The sequence below is a fragment of the Ercella succinigenes genome, assembly GCF_900002895.1.
The window spans coordinates 16,506-33,592 of the sequence record NZ_CDHP01000060.1 but is presented as its reverse complement, the minus strand read 5'-3'; the positions used below and the strand labels follow the sequence as shown (position 1 = coordinate 33,592).

Annotated in this window: 17 protein-coding genes; 16 read left to right on the top strand and 1 reads right to left on the bottom strand. The window is 36.4% G+C overall.

What is annotated here, in order from left to right:
* Nucleotides 1-219: transposase (locus tag AC0KSB_RS13110; RefSeq protein WP_472307717.1), on the bottom strand; the 219-nt coding region annotated here is incomplete at its 3' end.
* A 243-nt stretch (nucleotides 220-462) separates the two neighbouring features.
* Here AC0KSB_RS13110 and AC0KSB_RS13105 point away from each other — a divergent pair.
* The 16 genes from AC0KSB_RS13105 (at nucleotide 463) to AC0KSB_RS13030 (ending at nucleotide 17,063) form a co-directional block, all read left to right on the top strand.
* On the top strand, nucleotides 463-1,359 hold the full coding sequence (locus AC0KSB_RS13105; RefSeq protein WP_472310010.1) for a glycosyltransferase family 2 protein: 897 nt from the start codon (nucleotides 463-465) through the stop codon (nucleotides 1,357-1,359).
* 94 nt (nucleotides 1,360-1,453) lie between these two features.
* Complete coding sequence (locus tag AC0KSB_RS13100; protein WP_472310008.1) at nucleotides 1,454-2,995, top strand: sugar transferase; 1,542 nt, start codon at nucleotides 1,454-1,456, stop codon at nucleotides 2,993-2,995.
* A 59-nt stretch (nucleotides 2,996-3,054) separates the two neighbouring features.
* Nucleotides 3,055-4,728 carry a GH25 family lysozyme gene (locus AC0KSB_RS13095; RefSeq protein WP_472310006.1) on the top strand — a complete coding sequence of 558 codons (1,674 nt, stop codon included), beginning with the start codon at nucleotides 3,055-3,057 and terminating at the stop codon, nucleotides 4,726-4,728.
* A gap of 41 nt (nucleotides 4,729-4,769) precedes the next feature.
* Nucleotides 4,770-5,747 carry a glycosyltransferase family 2 protein gene (locus AC0KSB_RS13090; RefSeq protein WP_472310004.1) on the top strand — a complete coding sequence of 326 codons (978 nt, stop codon included), beginning with the start codon at nucleotides 4,770-4,772 and terminating at the stop codon, nucleotides 5,745-5,747.
* A gap of 8 nt (nucleotides 5,748-5,755) precedes the next feature.
* Complete coding sequence (locus AC0KSB_RS13085; protein WP_472310002.1) at nucleotides 5,756-6,733, top strand: lysylphosphatidylglycerol synthase transmembrane domain-containing protein; 978 nt, start codon at nucleotides 5,756-5,758, stop codon at nucleotides 6,731-6,733.
* Nucleotides 6,730-7,719, top strand: a complete 990-nt coding sequence (locus AC0KSB_RS13080) for a glycosyltransferase (protein ID WP_472310000.1) — start codon at nucleotides 6,730-6,732, stop codon at nucleotides 7,717-7,719. The genes AC0KSB_RS13085 and AC0KSB_RS13080 overlap by 4 nt, the downstream gene beginning before the upstream one ends.
* Nucleotides 7,703-9,055: an ArnT family glycosyltransferase gene (locus AC0KSB_RS13075; protein WP_472309998.1), complete on the top strand. Its 1,353-nt coding sequence runs from the start codon at nucleotides 7,703-7,705 to the stop codon at nucleotides 9,053-9,055. Before AC0KSB_RS13080 ends, AC0KSB_RS13075 begins: the two co-directional genes overlap by 17 nt.
* Nucleotides 9,056-9,078: 23 nt before the next feature.
* A complete protein-coding gene (locus AC0KSB_RS13070; protein WP_472309996.1) occupies nucleotides 9,079-9,642 on the top strand; it encodes a hypothetical protein in 564 nt (187 codons plus the stop codon).
* 24 nt (nucleotides 9,643-9,666) lie between these two features.
* A complete protein-coding gene (gene rfbA, locus AC0KSB_RS13065; protein ID WP_472309994.1) occupies nucleotides 9,667-10,551 on the top strand; it encodes a glucose-1-phosphate thymidylyltransferase RfbA in 885 nt (294 codons plus the stop codon).
* Between the two features lie 78 nt (nucleotides 10,552-10,629).
* Nucleotides 10,630-11,181 (top strand): dTDP-4-dehydrorhamnose 3,5-epimerase, encoded by a 552-nt coding sequence (gene rfbC, locus AC0KSB_RS13060; protein ID WP_472309992.1) that lies wholly within the window; start codon nucleotides 10,630-10,632, stop codon nucleotides 11,179-11,181.
* Between the two features lie 52 nt (nucleotides 11,182-11,233).
* A complete protein-coding gene (rfbB, locus tag AC0KSB_RS13055; RefSeq protein WP_472309990.1) occupies nucleotides 11,234-12,253 on the top strand; it encodes a dTDP-glucose 4,6-dehydratase in 1,020 nt (339 codons plus the stop codon).
* Nucleotides 12,254-12,292: 39 nt separating this feature from the next.
* Complete coding sequence (rfbD, locus tag AC0KSB_RS13050; RefSeq protein WP_472309988.1) at nucleotides 12,293-13,135, top strand: dTDP-4-dehydrorhamnose reductase; 843 nt, start codon at nucleotides 12,293-12,295, stop codon at nucleotides 13,133-13,135.
* Nucleotides 13,136-13,147: 12 nt separating this feature from the next.
* Entirely contained in the window at nucleotides 13,148-14,032 is an 885-nt protein-coding gene (locus AC0KSB_RS13045; RefSeq protein WP_472309986.1) for a glycosyltransferase, read from the top strand.
* Nucleotides 14,032-14,847, top strand: a complete 816-nt coding sequence (locus tag AC0KSB_RS13040; protein WP_472309984.1) for an ABC transporter permease — start codon at nucleotides 14,032-14,034, stop codon at nucleotides 14,845-14,847. Before AC0KSB_RS13045 ends, AC0KSB_RS13040 begins: the two co-directional genes overlap by 1 nt.
* A 9-nt stretch (nucleotides 14,848-14,856) precedes the next feature.
* On the top strand, nucleotides 14,857-16,143 hold the full coding sequence (locus AC0KSB_RS13035) for an ABC transporter ATP-binding protein (protein WP_472309982.1): 1,287 nt from the start codon (nucleotides 14,857-14,859) through the stop codon (nucleotides 16,141-16,143).
* Between the two features lie 29 nt (nucleotides 16,144-16,172).
* The gene (locus AC0KSB_RS13030; RefSeq protein WP_472309980.1) at nucleotides 16,173-17,063 is read left to right on the top strand and encodes a class I SAM-dependent methyltransferase; all 891 of its coding nucleotides are present in this window, start codon (nucleotides 16,173-16,175) and stop codon (nucleotides 17,061-17,063) included.
* The last annotated feature ends 24 nt before the right edge of the window (nucleotides 17,064-17,087 follow it).

Here is a 17,087-nt window from a genome sequence, read left to right as displayed (position 1 = left end):
TCCTACTCTAGTTGTCAGGGTACGCTCGCGATAGCCATTCCGATAGCTGACACGTCCATCACTTCGCTCATACGGCTCGGCATTCAATTGTTCGCTGGCCTGTCCTCGCAGCACCGCATCAAATACTTTTTCCAGTAATTTCGCCACCCCGTTCTCCCGATTTCCAAGCATAAGGTCTTTAAGAATTTCGTCTTCCAGTGTAAGATGTACTTGAGCCATGATCTCATTCCTTTCAGTTGTTAGTTTCGCAAAACCTATTATACCGAAAGCGAGCTCGTGGCTCTTTTTTATTTCTCAATTTACACCAAGTATACGGACTTTATCATATGCTGTAATATAGTCAGGTAAACAATATATGTTATTATATACATTCGTATAAAAACATGCAAAGTATGGTTGATATAAATAGTATCCGTAAGGTATTAAAGAGTTTACTATCTTTATGCTTGGAAGGAATATTTTATGATTATAGAAAAAACCACATCAAATAAACTTCATCGTGCGAGGAATATCCATTTTGTCCTCTTAACATGGCAGTCAGAAAGATTTATTGATGATTGTCTTGACTCTTTAAGTTGCTTATCTGACAATTACAAAATATCAATTTCAATTTTTGATAATGGTTCGACGGATAATACGATTGAGTTGATTGAGGATTTCCGCAGGAATAATCATGATAGTATCTATGTAGATTTGATCAGATCAGATAAAAACATAGGGACAACTAAATCTCGTAATGCTGCTTTAAGGAAAATATCTGATGATACCGATTATATATGTGTTTTGGATTCAGATACGACAATAAATTGTGATGCTGTGGATAAACTGGTTGCAGCTTTAGAGTCTGATGATAAAAATATGATTGCTGCTCCGAGAATGTTTAATGCACAATTAATTGAGCAACGTTCGGTTAAGAAGTTTCCTTCTATTAAGCTGAAGTTTATGAAGGCTTTTCCCAGTGCAAAATTAAATGCGAAAGGGGAGGCGATGGAGAGTTATCCGTTTATGCCTGATCCGGCTATTGATGTAAGCTTTTTTAGTGATTTTTCAAGGTTGCCTGTGAGTACAGATAATTCTGTGTATCCTGTTGAGTATGCGATCTCTGCCTGTTGGTTTATGAGAAGATCTATTTTGGATAAAATAGGTTATCTTGATGAACGTATTTTCTATGCTCCTGAGGATGTTGATTATTGTGCCAGAGTTCGAGAGGCCGGCTATAAAGTTGTTTTGGCTTCTGGTGCTTCTATATTTCACTATACGCAGAGAATATCAAAAAGGCGGCTCATCAGCAGAACTAATCTGCATCACATTTGCGGTCTTATATATTATTTCTGTAAACATTGGCGCAAACTAAGATAATTCGGTATAATGTTCACTTGAAATCATCTTTTTTTTGATCCGGTTTGGCGATCAATCTTTATAAGAACTTGTCAGACTTCGGGAGGATCTGGTTTTGAATGAATATAAACAGTCAAAAGCACAGCTTAATGACTTGAAAAGAATAGAGAAGACGCGTGTATCCAGAACGCATCTTTTTAAAGTTATATATGTTATAGCTCTTGTTATTCTTGTAAACAGCACATATATTTTAGCTTTTCCGATAAGATACGGTGCGAATTTTGTTGATTCAAGTATGAATAATTTTAATGCTTATCTGGCATCTATGCCTGTTTTGACAATATCTGCACTTGTCTTGATTGATCTTTTTCAGATGACTCATTTTTATAGGCGAACTTATGTGCATATAATTAACAATGCTATCAAATTTGCTTTTTTGCAGACTCTTGCTACTACTACATCGGCATTCTTCATGCGGGCTTTTGCCTTTCCCCGAGCTATTATAGTTGTTGGTTTTTTTGTAATTTTTATTTTGACTTCTCTTCTTGGTATTTTTGGTCTTTGGGTTAATAAAAAGCTTTATAATGAAGGTCAGATGGTCATTGTTGGAACCTCGGAAGATGAAATAAAGCAATTTATTCAAAAAACCAAAAACAATCTTAAAACACATAATACATCTGTTCTGGCTGCTTGTACTATTGAACAGAAGGAGCAGCTTTTTTCAAGTATAGATAAGGCTACTGAACTGGTTATTTGTCCTGGTATTTCTGAGCAGGATAAAAGTGATCTGCTTTTGTATGCTTCTGAAAAAAACAAGGTGGTTTTTCTGGTGCCAAGTTTTTTTGATCTTGCTTTATGGCGTGCTCCGATGGTTCAGTTTGATGATACTGCATCTTTTATGATTCAGAGAATTGGCTTGACCTTCGAACAGCGTATGATAAAAAGAATGTTTGATATTATTGTTAGCTTGCTGGCGATAATCATCACTTCGCCTATTATGCTTGCTGCTTTTATAGCTGTGAAAATCACTTCGCCTGGTCCTGCTGTCTTTAAACAGGAAAGAATAACCTTGAACAGCCGAGTTTATAATATTTACAAATTCCGTACGATGCGTACTGATGCCGAAAGTTTGACCGGTCCAGTTATATCTGGTGCAAAAGATCCCAGAGTAACTAAGATAGGAGGTTTTTTGCGTAAGTCGAAAATTGATGAATTGCCGCAGTTTTTCAATGTGCTGAAAGGTGATATGAGCATAGTTGGTCCCAGGTCTGAAAGAGAGTTTTTTGTCAGGCAGTTTGGTGAGGCAATTCCAGGATATAATAATAGATTTAAGGTTAAAGCTGGAATAACAGGATATGCTCAGATTGCTGGCAAGTACGATACGACAGCAGAGGATAAATTAAGATATGATCTTGCCTATATCAAAAATTACTCAATTATTTTTGATTTGCGCTTGATGCTTGAGACGATAAAGGTTATATTCAGAAGCAATTTATTTAACAAGGAATTCGGTGAAGACGTAGCAAGTAAAAAAGCAGTTAAGCATGACAAAAATCAGAAAGCAGTTGAGCATGACAAAAATCAGAAAGCAGTTGAGCATGACAAAAATCAGAAAGTAGTTGAGCATGACAAAAAACAGAAAGCAGTGAATAAATAGTCAAAATCAGAAAGTAAGTTTTGAAGTTTTTTGGTATTTAGTGAGGGGTTTGGTTTCGAATGATGAAAAAAATTATTATGTCTTTTGTGTCTTTAGTACTCGTGTTCGGTATGCTGATATCTATTATGCCGGCAGAAGTTGTAGAAGTTAGTGCAAGCTCTAACACGATGCCGTCTTCCGGTTCGGTAAAGTACAAGGTTATTGATCTTTCACAATGGAATGATAATCCTAATACAAATTCTGATAATATTGATTTCAGAGTTTTGAAACAAAATGTGGATGCAGCATATTTTAGAGCGATATGTCATGATAATTCAGGACCGTTTATAGATGCACAAGCAGATAATTTTGCTAAATCTGCTGAAAAGGAAGGTTTGCCTTTTGGCTTTTACTATTATTTCTATCCCAGAACAAGTGATGCTGAATCAAGGCGTCTTGCCAGACTATTTTATGATTTTATAAAGCAATATGATTATTCGTTGATTCCTGTGCTTGATGTCGAGGAAGCGACTGAAAAAGGTGTTGTTTTGTCAAACAGACAGATAAATGCCAGTATAAATGCTTTTGCCGATGAATTTAAAAAGGTCAGTGGTCAGGATATTATGATTTATTCATATCCTTGGTTTATAGATACATATCTTGATTCTTCTTTGAGTAAATATAAGCTTTGGATTGCAAATTGGAATGTTAGTGCTCCTCGTAAGAATAATATCTGGAGTGAGTGGGCTATGTGGCAGTATACTTCAACTGCGACTGTTGCTGGAGTTCCTGGATCGCGTGTGGATATGAACTGGGCTACGGATGATATTTTTATCAATTGGAAAGACGTTGAAACTGTAAACATTCAAGCTCATGTTCAAAGCTATGGCTGGCAAAATTGGATTAGAGAAGGCCGGACCGCCGGCACTTCAGGCGAGAGCAAGCGTCTTGAATCTGTTAAGCTGCAATTGCAGAATATAGATGGCGGTATAGAATATAAAACACATGTACAAAGTATAGGCTGGACTGGCTGGTCAAGAAATGGTCAGGAATCGGGAAGTACCGGCAGGGGATTGCGTTTAGAAGCTTTGCAGATAAGGCTTACCGGGGAAGCTGCAAAAAAATATGATATTTATTACAGAGTACATATTGAAAGATATGGCTGGTTGGGTTGGGCTAAAAATGGACAGTCCGCTGGTTCTGAAGCACATGCTTTGAGAATGGAGGCAATAGAGGTCAGACTCGTACCTAAGGGATATGCTGCACCAGGTTCTACTACCAGGTCTTTTGTCGGCAGGGCTGATTTGTCTGTTGATGCACATGTACAAAGCATAGGCTGGCAGGGTACAAGAACTGGTGAATCGGTTACTGTAGGTACATCGGGCAGAGCACTTCGTATGGAAGCTTTAAAGATCAATCTTTTAGGTGCTGATGGCTCTATTTCATATAGAACACATGTTCAAAGTATAGGCTGGCAAAATAGAGTTAATAATGGTGCTACAGCAGGTACTTCAGGACGAGCATTGCGTCTTGAGGCTTTGGAGCTGTCTTTGAGTGGCAATATTGCAAGAACTCATGACATATACTATCGGGTTCATGCACAGGGTTATGGTTGGCTGGACTGGACTAAGAATGGTCAACCGGCTGGTACGGCAGGACAATCATTGCGTCTTGAAGCAATTGAAATCAGATTGATTGCCAAAAACAGGCTTGACCATCCAAGGACTGGAAATAGAGCCTATATTGCTAGATAATACTTTAAATCAAAATATTTATTGATATTTTTGGAGGGTTTATGAAGCTGATAATTCAGATACCTTGTTATAACGAGGAAGCAACATTGGAACAGACAATCAGAGATTTGCCAAAGGAGATTTCTGGAATCAGTCAAATAGAGTATTTGATTATCAATGATGGCAGTACCGATAATACAATTACCAGAGCACGTGAGCTGGGTGTTAATCATATTGTTGATTTAAAAAGAAATAAGGGTCTTGCATATGGTTTTATGGCAGGAATAGATGCCTGCTTAAGGTTAGGCGCCGATATAATTGTCAATACTGATGCGGATAACCAATATTGTGGCGAAGATATAGCAAATCTTGTTATTCCTGTTGTAGAGCAGAAAGCAGATATTGTTATTGGAGAAAGACCAATTGAAGAAACAGAACATTTTTCCTGGCGAAAGAAAAAATTGCAAAGGCTTGGCAGCTGGGTTGTAAGGGTAGCCTCTAAATCTGATATACCTGATGCTCCTTCCGGATTCAGGGCATATTCTCGCGATGCTGCAATGAGACTTAACGTTATTAATGAGTATACTTATACTTTGGAAACAATAATTCAGGCAGGGCGCAGGAAGATTCCTATGCTTTCTGTCCCTATAAGAACAAATCCCGAAACAAGAGAGTCCAGATTATTTAAAAGTATTGGTGCGTATATTAAAAAATCGGCATCAGTTATTATCCGAACTTTCATGATGTACAAACCGCTTGTTTTTTTTGGATCAATAGGTTCAATTCTTTTTGCAGGTGGTCTTGCTGTTGGTATACGTTTTTTGATCAATTTTTTTGCCGGTTCAGGCGCCGGTCATATACAGTCTTTAATTCTTGCTTCTATTTTACTTGTTATGGGCTCTCTTACTGTCCTGATTGGCTTTCAGGCTGATCTGATAGCTGCAAACCGGAGAATACTCGAGGATATTCAGTACCATGTTCATAAAGTTTCTTATGGCAAAAGTGAGGAAGAAGAAAAAAATTTGAAAGTTAGAGAATGAGCAGATCTATGCTGACAAAATTTAGAAAGATATTGAAAGAAAAAGGTTTTTCAAAAAAACTCCTTACTGTTGCCGGAATAATTATATCTCTGGTTATTGTTTACTTTATTTATAAGGATTTGGCCGGTAATTGGAATTCGGTCAAAGAATATCTAATGAATGTAAACTGGTTGATTATGTTGGCTGCTGTTGTTCTTTATGCTTTTTCTTATGCAATGATCGGCTATAACTGGGCTTCTATTTTATGGGAAATAGATAAAACTCATAGTCGCAGCTTCTACTTGAATATACATATTGTTTCTTCTTTTGCCAGATATATACCTGGCGGCATCTGGAATATTGTTGGTAAAGCTGTTATGTGTACGAAAAGTGGTTGTGGAAAGCTGCAAACCTCAACAAGTATGGTTTTGGAATATATTTTCCAGATAATTTCCAGTGGATTATTTGTTCTTTTCTTCTTGCCTTCTATTTTTAATAATAGTCCACTCTTAATAGCACTTATATCCGTTTTGATTCTGGTAGTTATATTATTATTTCCAAAGATTTTGAACAGTGGCTTAAAATTTATTTCCAGTAAAACAAAGTACAGTGTAGGTAATGTCAGGTTTTCCAAACGTTTTCTTATTTTTATGCTTTTAAGATTTGTAATTGTCTGGATAATTACCGGTATTTCAATTGTCGTTATGGTTTTAAGCATGCAAGGTCTGGATTGGAATCAGATTATCAATCTTATTTTGTCTTATCCTATCGCATGGGTTTCCGGCTTTTTAAGTCCTTCTCCTAATGGTCTTGGTGTTCGGGAGGGTGTTTTGAAATTGTTGCTTGGGCAAAGTTTCGATCAGGAGATACAGTCTTTGATAACGGTTCTTACCAGAGTTATGACTATTGCAGGAGAAGTTTTATGTTTTGTTTTTTTCAAAATTATTTATCATGCAAAAAACAATAATCGTATCAGGATTGTCGGTGATGGAGATAATATAAAATGAAAATGCTTAACAGCAATTTGCAGGATAAGTCTGTGTTGTTTATAACAACAAAAAATATATCCTATATCAGAAACACTCAGGAGATAGCGTTGATTGAGAAGCTTTCTTCAGAATTCACGATTATAGGATCAGAAAACAGAAGTTATTTTATCAGGATGTTAATTGTCTATTTCAGACTTTTGTTTTTATCAGTCAGGAGTTTTGATGTAGTTTTTGTAGGATTTGCTCCACAATTGATAGTTCCCTTTTTTTCATGGAAATTCAGAAAAAAATTTCTTATTATAGACTTTTTTATTTCTGTTTATGACACTATGGTAGATGATCGGAAAAAATTCAGACCAGGATCTTTATTTGCGGCCATCACGCATAAACTTGATGATAAAACTATTAGTAAGGCTGATTTAGTGATTAGTGATACTAAGGCACATGTAGACTTTTTTGTTTCGGAATTCAATTCTGAGGCAAGGAAATTTGAAGTGCTTTACCTTGAAGCTGACAAAAAGATTTATAGACCTGATTTGTATATCGAGAAAGAATCAACCGATATGGATAATTATCTTGTCTTATATTTTGGCAGTGTTTTGCCTTTGCAAGGTCTGGATACTATACTTGATGCTGTTTATTTATTAAAGGAAAATAGAAATATTAGTTTTGAAATAATCGGGCCTGTAAACAAAGATGACAAAATACGCTTTGAAGGGATAAAACAGGTGAAATTCATCAGTTGGTTAAGTCAGGCTGCTTTAGCGCAGCATATTGCTAAAGCTGATTTGTGCCTAGCCGGGCATTTCAATCCTGATATAGGAAAGGCTGTACGTACTATTCCAGGTAAGGCATATATATATGAGGCAATGCAAAAAAAAATTGTTCTTGGAGAAAATGCTGCTAATAGGGAATTGTTTTGCGAAGATGAGAGACATATATTTGTTAAAATGGGTGATAGCAGAAAGCTTGCAGAGGTTATAAAAAATGAATCAGGATATTGATCTGAAAAAAAAATCAGCTAAAAAAAATAACTTGATTATCAATTTTGTGTATATATTTTTCATTACCTTTTTTATTTTCAAAATGTTTTTTTACGGATCTTTGATTGGATCTTTTCCCGATGAACCTGCTCATATTTCATATATTGCATATCTTGAGGAAACAGGGAGAATTATACCTGAGTTTGCTGAGATGAAAATGCTGAACATTGAAGGATCTTCTGCTGTATGGACTGATAATACAAATTATCTGTTCCACCCGCCACTGTATTATCATATCATGCGTTTAGCCAGAGGTGTTAGCGTAAATCCTTCTGGAGAAATAGCTATAAATTTTGATGCGCTGCGTAATTTTACTATTTTTTTCAGTACGATTAATCTTGTTATCATTATGTATATTGGCCGCAGTCGTTTGAAATCGACTTTCGGACATCTTATATATGCCTGTTCTGTTACCAGCTTACCTATGCTTGCTTATAACAGTGCCGGTATAAATAATGATACTTTGTCTTTGACCGGTTTTTCTTTGTTTTTTCTAGGCATGATTAGATTATATGAAAAACAAGAGAATTATCTTACTTATATTTTGATATCTATCGGCGTATTTATGTCGTTTTTGTCGAAACTTACACTGGGGTTATTTTTGACTGTATTTTTTGTTCTGCTGATTATATATATAGTATTCAAATACAAAAAAATAATGTACTTTAACAGCAAATATTTTCTTGCAACATTACCCGTTTATTTATTAACTGCTGCTTATTTTGTCTATGTAAGATGGCAGACTGGTTCTTTCCAGCCTACTTTATTAACAGTCGCTCCTGCAGAGTATTATGCAAGTGGATTTTATGTGGAAGAGAGTTTACGTACGGAATATGGGCGAAGAGAATATTTTGAGTACTATTGGCGTTCTTTCAGACAATCATGGACAGGAATATCTTCTCATTTTAAATTACTGAAGGCTCGTTTGGTTGATGAATTCTCTTTTATATTGTTGGGGTTACTGCCAGTTGTTTTTGTTAAGGATTTGAGAAAAAAACCAGAAAATGCTTTGCTTTTTAAGCTTTTTGTGGCTCTTGTTTTTGTAATAGGCATGCAATTTGTCAGAGCTTATAATGGTTATCTTGATAATGGCTATCTTGGCGGTTATCAATCCAGATATTATTTATGTATTATCCCGCTTCTTGCCTACAGTATGGGTGTTTTTGTTTCCGATAATATGCAGAATAAGTATGGGAATATTCGCAGAAAATTGACGGCAGCCTTTGCTGTTGCCGTCAGTATTCATATGATATGCAATGATCTGATTTATTTTATCAGGTTCTATCACTTGTATTAGTAGACTTGGTTAAAGGAGAAAATATGATTGCCTGGAAAAAATATAGTTTTGTAATATTTTTTGTGATTGCAGCTTTAGTTGTTTTTACTATTAACGTAGTTTTAAAACAAGCAGGAGCATATAATAATCTGCGACAAGTGATTATTTCTCGTGTCTTGCAGAATAATGTTGAATTGGGAGAAAACAGTAATATAGATTTGATCAGGGATCATATAAGAGAAAATGCTGAATTAAGTGTAGCTGGAAGTATTGATAATATTAAAATAATGGCAGATGAGTATTTTGTGGTTAATGGCTGGTCAGTAGTTTTTGACAATCCAAGGTCGAGAGCTGTTGTTGTTCTTGCAGATTTCGATAAAGCATATTTTGTCGATTCAAATATTTATTTGCGAAGTGATGTAGATGAAGCTTTGAAAGGCAGAGGTAGATATGTTAAAAATGGCTTCACAGTGATAGCAAAGACTGATAAGATTGATGATGGTTCTTATAGATTATTTCTTTATTATGAAGATCTCGATCTTTATGAAGAAACTGATATGACGGCTTTAGTTTCTAAAGGTATAATAAGTGGTGTGCGCGATGAGTGAAATTGTTGTTTCTGGAGGTGTATTATGAAAGGAATTATTCTGGCCGGAGGTGCCGGAACCAGACTTTATCCGCTTACTATGGTAACAAGTAAGCAATTATTACCCATTTATGATAAGCCTATGATTTATTATCCACTTTCTACCTTGATGCTGGCAGGCATTAAGGATATTCTGATTATCTCTACGCCGGAGGATACGCCGAGGTTTGAGGCTCTTCTTGGTGATGGCGACCAGTTTGGTGTAAATTTGCAGTATGAGGTACAGCCTTCTCCGGATGGACTGGCACAGGCATTTATAATTGGTGAGGATTTTATTGGCTCAGACGATGTAGCAATGGTTTTGGGTGACAATATATTTTATGGCAATGGTTTTAGCAACCTGCTGGCAGAGGCAGTTGCTAATAAAAACAGGGCAACGGTCTTTGGTTATTATGTTGAAGATCCTGAGCGTTTTGGTGTTGTAGAATTTGCTGATGATGGTAAAGTTCTTTCGGTTGAAGAGAAGCCTTTGAAACCTAAATCAAATTATGCTATTACCGGTTTGTATTTCTATGATAATAGAGTTGTGGAATTTGCTAAAAATATGAAACCAAGTGCCAGAGGTGAGTTGGAGATTACTGATCTCAACCGTATTTACTTGGAGCAGGGTGACCTTGATGTTAAGCTGATGGGCAGGGGTTTTGCTTGGCTTGATACAGGGACAATGGATAGTTTAATTGATGCAGCTGAGTTTATTCGTATGCTGGAAAAAAGACAGGGTATTAAGATTGCTGCTCCAGAGGAGATATCATATCGCAAGGGTTGGATAAGTAAGGAAAAGCTTCTTCAATCTGCTGAAAAATATGGTAAATCTCCTTATGGCGCACATTTAAAAAAGGTTGCTGAAAATATAATACGCGACTTGTCATAATTTTTAATTAGTAAATATAATCGGCAAACTATTTGTCGTTGTTATTTATATTCATAAAATACATTCAGGGAGTACATGATGAAAGTTATTGAAACGGAATTAAAAGATGTATACATAATTGAGCCACAGGTTTTTGGAGACCATCGTGGCTGGTTTACAGAAACCTACTCATACCTGAAACTTGAAAAAGAGGGTATAGATACTGTTTTTGTGCAGGATAATCATTCATTCTCTGCTGCTAAGGGTACTCTTAGAGGCTTACATTTTCAAAATGATCCGAAAGCACAGACCAAGCTGGTTAGATGTACAAAAGGATCTATTTTGGATGTTGCTGTTGATATCAGGAAAGGTTCTCCTGGTTTTGGCAAATGGGTTGCTGTTGAACTTAGCAGTGATAATCATAGGCAGTTATATGTTCCCAAGGGTTTTGCTCATGCTTTTTTTACTTTAACCGACAATGTTGAAGTACAGTATAAGGTTGATCAGTATTATGCTCCTGAATGTGACCGCAGCATAAGATTTGATGATCCTGATATTGGTATTGATTGGGGAGATATCAAGCCGGTGCTTTCGGATAAAGACCTTAAAGCTCCGTTACTAAAGGATTGTGACTGTAACTTTACATATTAAGTGATATATTATTGTATGAATTACTGATTAACATTTGTGGAGGTTTAAGTTGATGAATATACTGGTTACAGGTGGAGCCGGCTTTATAGGTGCAAATTTTGTTTATTATGAGCTGGAGAACAGTCCTGCCGATAGAATTGTCTGTGTTGATGCTCTGACATATGCAGGTAATCTTAAAACTCTTGATCAGGCTATGCAGAATCCTAATTTCCGTTTTGTAAAGGCGGATATTGCAGATAGAGAAGCTATAGATCAGCTTTTTGCCGAAGAGAATTTTGATATTGTTGTTAATTTTGCCGCTGAATCGCATGTTGACAGATCAATTGAGAACCCGGAGTTGTTTTTGCAAACAAATATTATGGGAACTCAGGTATTAATGGAGGCATGTAGAAAATATAAAGTCAGTCGTTATCATCAGGTATCTACTGATGAAGTTTATGGGGATCTGCCATTGGACAGGCCTGATCTGTTTTTTACAGAAGATACGCCTATTCATACATCGTCACCGTATTCTGCTTCCAAAGCGTCAGCAGATCTTCTGGTTCTGGCTTATTATCGTACTTTTGGATTGCCTGTAACCATATCAAGATGCTCAAATAATTATGGACCTTATCATTTCCCGGAGAAGCTTATTCCTCTGATGATTTCCAGAGCTTTGGCTGATCAGTCTTTGCCTGTCTACGGTAAGGGCGATAATGTTCGTGACTGGCTTTATGTTGAGGATCACTGTTCTGCTATTGATCTGATTATCAGAAATGGCAAAGTTGGTGAGGTTTATAATATAGGCGGACATAATGAGCGTACTAATCTTGAGGTTGTCAAAACCATATTAAGTGAGCTTAATAAACCGGAATCTTTGATTACATATGTAACAGATCGTTTGGGACATGACCGCCGCTATGCGATTGACCCAACTAAAATTACTACTGAACTGGGCTGGAAGCCTAAGACATATTTTGATGAAGGTATTAAGAAGACAATTAAATGGTATCTTGATAATCGTGGCTGGTGGGAAGATATACTGAGCGGTGATTATCAGGAATATTATGAAAAAATGTATGCTAATCGCTAAAGGAGGATTTACAGTCCTGCTCTTAGGGCTGTTGTTTTTATGAAAGTACTTGTAACTGGCTATAAAGGACAATTAGGCTATGATGTTGTAAAACATCTGAAGCTTCAGAATATAGATTGCTGCGGTGTAGATATTGATGATTTTGATCTTACTGATAAGCAGGCTGTATCTGACTATATAGAAAACTACAGTCCTGATACGGTTGTGCATTGCGCAGCTTATACTGCTGTAGATAAGGCAGAGGATGATCAGGATACCTGCTTTAAAGTAAATGTTGACGGGGCAGAGAATATAGCTTTAGCTTGTAAAAAAATAAATGCTGCGATGATGTATATCAGCACAGACTATGTTTTTGACGGCGAAGGGGAGCAGCCTTTTGAGACAGATAATGTTAAGGATCCCAAAGGTTATTATGGTCTTACAAAATCACTTGGTGAGGATAAGGTCACAGAGTTGCTCGATAAGTACTTTATTCTAAGAACTGCCTGGGTTTTTGGTATTAACGGACATAATTTTGTCAAGACAATGCTAAGGCTGGGTAAGGAAAAAGATGAACTAAGAGTTGTAGCTGACCAGTTTGGCTCGCCTACTTATACTGATGATCTGGCTGTTTTGATCTGCAGCATGATAAAAACAGCTAAATATGGTATTTACCATGCTACTAATGAGGGTTTTTGTTCTTGGTATGATTTTGCTGTGGCAATTATGGCAAAGGCAGGGCTAAAGGCTAAGGTTGTGCCCGTGGGTTCGGAGGAATATCCAACCAGAGCTGTAAGACCGCATAATTCTAGATTGTCAAAAGCAAAACTTGACCATAATGGATTTAAACGTCTGCCAACCTGGGAAGATGCACTTGAAAGGTATATCAGGGAACTTACCTGATAAGTATTGCTGATGGATAAAGCCGGGCCGTATATTGGAGTTGTGATAGTAATTTATAATCGTTTATGTGCAGAGTCAGAATCTATTCTGACTCTGCCTGATTATGTTCATAGCAAGGTTTTAATTATTGATAACAGTGAAATCGATTCGATTATTGAAGCGAATCGAGAATATTGTGATTTAAGAAACTTTGACTATCATTCATTCGGAATTAACAGAGGATTAGCTCCTGCATATAATTTTGCGGTTTCTTATTATGCTTCAATATCTGACTATCTTTTGCTGCTTGATGATGACACTGTTTTGCCTGCCGGCATCTTTGATCAGATTATTGATACTGCATGTTCCGGTCAGGAAATAGATATAATGGTTCCCTATGTTTATGCTGGCAAAAAACTTATTTCTCCTTGCAGACGCAGAGGTTCTTTGTTTTTCAGGTTGAACTCTTCGTTTCGGTCGCTTAGATTAAGCAAGTCAATGTCGGCGATAAATAGCGGAACTGTAATCAGCAGTAAGATTATGCAGCAGTCTGATAAGACGTATAATGAGGATCTTTTCCTTGATTGTATCGATCATGATTTTTTTATCAAACAGTTTGATGTTTATAATAGGTATGCATATATATATCCGGCAATATTAAAACAAACTTTTTTTGATAACAGTTTGAATAATGGTAAAAATACCAAGGAACTGGCAGATCTTTACAAAGAACGTTATAATCTTTTTGTTCGTGATTTTCTTATTTTTTGCCGTAAAAACAAGCTGGGTGTAATTATTCCGCATTTTTATCTTTTTTTCAGAGCGGTAAAGTTATCCTGCAAAATGAGATCTTTTGACTATTTTAGAAAATTGATAGCAATAATTAGACTGCAAACAAGAAAAGAGGAAAAATTTTAATGATGCATAAACTTAATATATTTCTGGATTTTCTCAAAGACATAATTAGATCCAGAAAAATGATAATGACAATGGTAAAAAATGATTTTAAGGTTAAATATGCCTCGTCTGCTTTAGGTATAGTCTGGGCTTTTGTTCAGCCTACTGTTCAGATCGCTGTTCTTATTTTTGTTTTTAGTGTTGGTTTTCGTTCAGGTCCTACCGGAACAGGTGTTCCTTTTGCTCTTTGGCTGATTTGCGGTCTGGTACCATGGAATTTTTTTGCTGACGCTTTGACAAATGGTTCTAACAGTTTGATTGAATATAACTATCTGGTTAAAAAGGTAGTGTTTAGAACTTCCATTTTGCCTATAGTTAAAACCATGTCTTCGCTGATTGTTCATGCTGTATTTATTTTTCTGATTGTGATTGTAGCTTTGTTTTTTGGCTATACACCGACAATTTACACATTACAGCTCTTTTATTACCTACCTTGCATGATTGTTATGCTGCTTGGTCTTAACTGGCTGTTTTCGGCACTGGCTGCTTTTTTCAGAGACATCTCACAGTTGATTAATGTTGTTTTGCAGGTGATGATCTGGCTGACGCCGATATTGTGGTCGACAGAGATTTTGCCTCCTAGTCTGGAAAAAATATTTAAGCTTAACCCGATGTTCTATATTGTTCAGGGATACAGAGATGCCTTTACCGGACAGGTCTGGTTTTGGGAAAAACCTTGGTGGAGTCTGTATTTTCTGGCTTTTGCTGCTGTGTCGTTCGTGCTGGGGTCATTTATATTCCATAAACTTAGACCTCATTTTTCTGATGTGTTATAAGGAGTGTTTATGCAACCGAGTATCAAGGTCAATCAATTGACAAAAATATATAATTTATATGAAAATCCGGTCGATCGTTTGAAGGAAACCCTGAAACTGACCAGGCGCAAGCTGCATAAAGATTTTTTTGCTCTGGAAAATGTTAGCTTTGAAGTGTTCCCAGGTGAGACGATAGGTATTATTGGTAAAAACGGTGCCGGTAAATCCACTTTATTGAAAATTATTACAGGAGTTCTTACGCCTACAAGTGGTAATGTTGAGATTAATGGTCGTATATCTGCTTTGCTGGAGCTTGGAGCAGGATTTAATCCTGAATATACGGGTCTGGAAAATGTATACCTGAATGGCACGATTATGGGTTATAGTCGTGAGGAAATGGACAAAAAACTGGATAGCATACTTGAGTTTGCAGATATTGGCGATTTTATTCACCAACCTGTTAAGTCTTATTCAAGTGGTATGTTTATGCGTCTTGCCTTTTCTGTGGCAATTAATGTGGAACCGGAAATTTTGATTATTGACGAGGCTCTTTCTGTTGGTGATATTTTATTTCAGACTAAATGTTTTAAGAAATTCCAGGAGTTAAAAGATAGCGGTAAAACAATACTTTTTGTTACTCATTCTCTTAGTAATATTATGCAGTATTGTGATAGATGTCTTGTTATGAATGATGGGCATAAGGTTGCCGAAGGCGAATCGGCACCAATGGTCGATTTGTTTAAGAAAATTCTGGCTGCTCCTAAGGGCAAACCTGTTGAGGTGGAGAAACTGGTTGATCTTTATAAAGAAGAGGATCATACGAGTGATAATGAAGAAAATTTGTGGAAACAAAAACTACAGCTAAATAAAGATCAGATTGAATATGGTAGTCATGAGCTTGAGATTATAGATTTTGCGGTTGTTGATTCTTTTGGTCATATATCTAATATAATTGATGCTGCTCAGCCTTTTAAAATTATGATAAAGATTAAGGCAAATAGTACAGTTAAAGATCCTATTTTTGCATTTTCTTTAAAGACTATAAAAGGTGTTGAAGTCACAGGCACAAATACTATGTATAATAGTGTGGATACGGGTATTGTTAAGCAAGGAGAAATTCTAGAAGTTTCTTTTCATCAATCTTTACCTTTACCGTCTGATGGTTATCTTCTAAGTCTTGGCTGTACAGGTTATTTGCTGGAAGACTTTGTTGTTTATCACAGATTATATGATGTAACCCCTATCCAGATAATAAATGAGAAACATATGGTAGGTTATTTTGATCCCGCTTCGCAGATCTCTGTGAAACGACATTGAATTAAAGATACTGATTAAGGATGCTTATTATGTATGATAGTTTAAATCTGAACTGGTACGATGATAGTAATGTTTATTCTGACGGGTCAATAGAAACAGAAATCCTGCAGTCTCTGGAAGAAGGAATTTCTGAAAGAGATTTGCTGCTTAGTGATGACCGTTGGCCTGTTTATTATCATTTTTCTCCCGAGCGCCAGGCTTTGATCAATTGGATTACTGAAATAAACGATGCAGATGTTTTGGAAATCGGTTCAGGCATGGGTGCGATTACAAAGGCTTTATGTCCCAAAGCAGATCATGTTACCTGTGTTGAGCTTTCTCTGATCAGAAGCAAAATAAATTCTCTGCGCAATAATTGTTTTAAAAACCTGGATATTATTGTTGCCAATCTTAATGATGTCCCGTTTGACCATCAGTTCGATATTGTAACTTTGATTGGCGTATTGGAATATTGTGGACGTTATACCAAAGCAGACAATCCTTATCTGGCTTTTCTGAACAAGGTCAAAACTTTGATTAAACCAGGTGGCAAACTGATACTGGCAATAGAAAACCGTTTAGGATTAAAGTATTTTGCAGGGGCAGATGAAGATCATTATAGTAAACCTTTTGTGGGACTGGATAATTATCCTGATGATCAGGGGATCAGGACTTTTTCTTATCAGGAGCTTATGCAGCTGCTTGATGTTGCCGGTTCCACTAGAATCAAGACATATCTTCCTTTTCCTGATTATAAATTTGCCAGAAGTATTGTAGCTGCAGATGAAACCGGGCTATATAAAAATGCAGTAACTGCTGAGCAAAATTATGGAGCATACAATTATTCAACTTTTAATCAGACTACTGTTTTCAAAACAATCGCTGATCAGATGGATCTGAAGCATTTTGCAAATTCCTTTTTGGTAATTGTTGAATTTTGATTTTGAAATAAACAGATTGATATT

Excerpts from the sequence above, each read along its gene's own strand:
- AC0KSB_RS13105 (WP_472310010.1), top strand. The coding sequence starts at position 463 with ATGATTATAGAAAAAACCACATCAAATAAACTTCATCGTGCGAGGAAT.
- AC0KSB_RS13095 (WP_472310006.1), top strand. The coding sequence starts at position 3,055 with ATGATGAAAAAAATTATTATGTCTTTTGTGTCTTTAGTACTCGTGTTC.
- AC0KSB_RS13090 (WP_472310004.1), top strand. The coding sequence starts at position 4,770 with ATGAAGCTGATAATTCAGATACCTTGTTATAACGAGGAAGCAACATTG.
- AC0KSB_RS13085 (WP_472310002.1), top strand. The coding sequence starts at position 5,756 with ATGCTGACAAAATTTAGAAAGATATTGAAAGAAAAAGGTTTTTCAAAA.
- AC0KSB_RS13080 (WP_472310000.1), top strand. The coding sequence starts at position 6,730 with ATGAAAATGCTTAACAGCAATTTGCAGGATAAGTCTGTGTTGTTTATA.
- AC0KSB_RS13075 (WP_472309998.1), top strand. The coding sequence starts at position 7,703 with ATGAATCAGGATATTGATCTGAAAAAAAAATCAGCTAAAAAAAATAAC.
- AC0KSB_RS13070 (WP_472309996.1), top strand. The coding sequence starts at position 9,079 with ATGATTGCCTGGAAAAAATATAGTTTTGTAATATTTTTTGTGATTGCA.
- rfbA (WP_472309994.1), top strand. The coding sequence starts at position 9,667 with ATGAAAGGAATTATTCTGGCCGGAGGTGCCGGAACCAGACTTTATCCG.
- rfbC (WP_472309992.1), top strand. The coding sequence starts at position 10,630 with ATGAAAGTTATTGAAACGGAATTAAAAGATGTATACATAATTGAGCCA.
- rfbB (WP_472309990.1), top strand. The coding sequence starts at position 11,234 with ATGAATATACTGGTTACAGGTGGAGCCGGCTTTATAGGTGCAAATTTT.
- rfbD (WP_472309988.1), top strand. The coding sequence starts at position 12,293 with ATGAAAGTACTTGTAACTGGCTATAAAGGACAATTAGGCTATGATGTT.
- AC0KSB_RS13045 (WP_472309986.1), top strand. The coding sequence starts at position 13,148 with ATGGATAAAGCCGGGCCGTATATTGGAGTTGTGATAGTAATTTATAAT.
- AC0KSB_RS13040 (WP_472309984.1), top strand. The coding sequence starts at position 14,032 with ATGATGCATAAACTTAATATATTTCTGGATTTTCTCAAAGACATAATT.
- AC0KSB_RS13035 (WP_472309982.1), top strand. The coding sequence starts at position 14,857 with ATGCAACCGAGTATCAAGGTCAATCAATTGACAAAAATATATAATTTA.
- AC0KSB_RS13030 (WP_472309980.1), top strand. The coding sequence starts at position 16,173 with ATGTATGATAGTTTAAATCTGAACTGGTACGATGATAGTAATGTTTAT.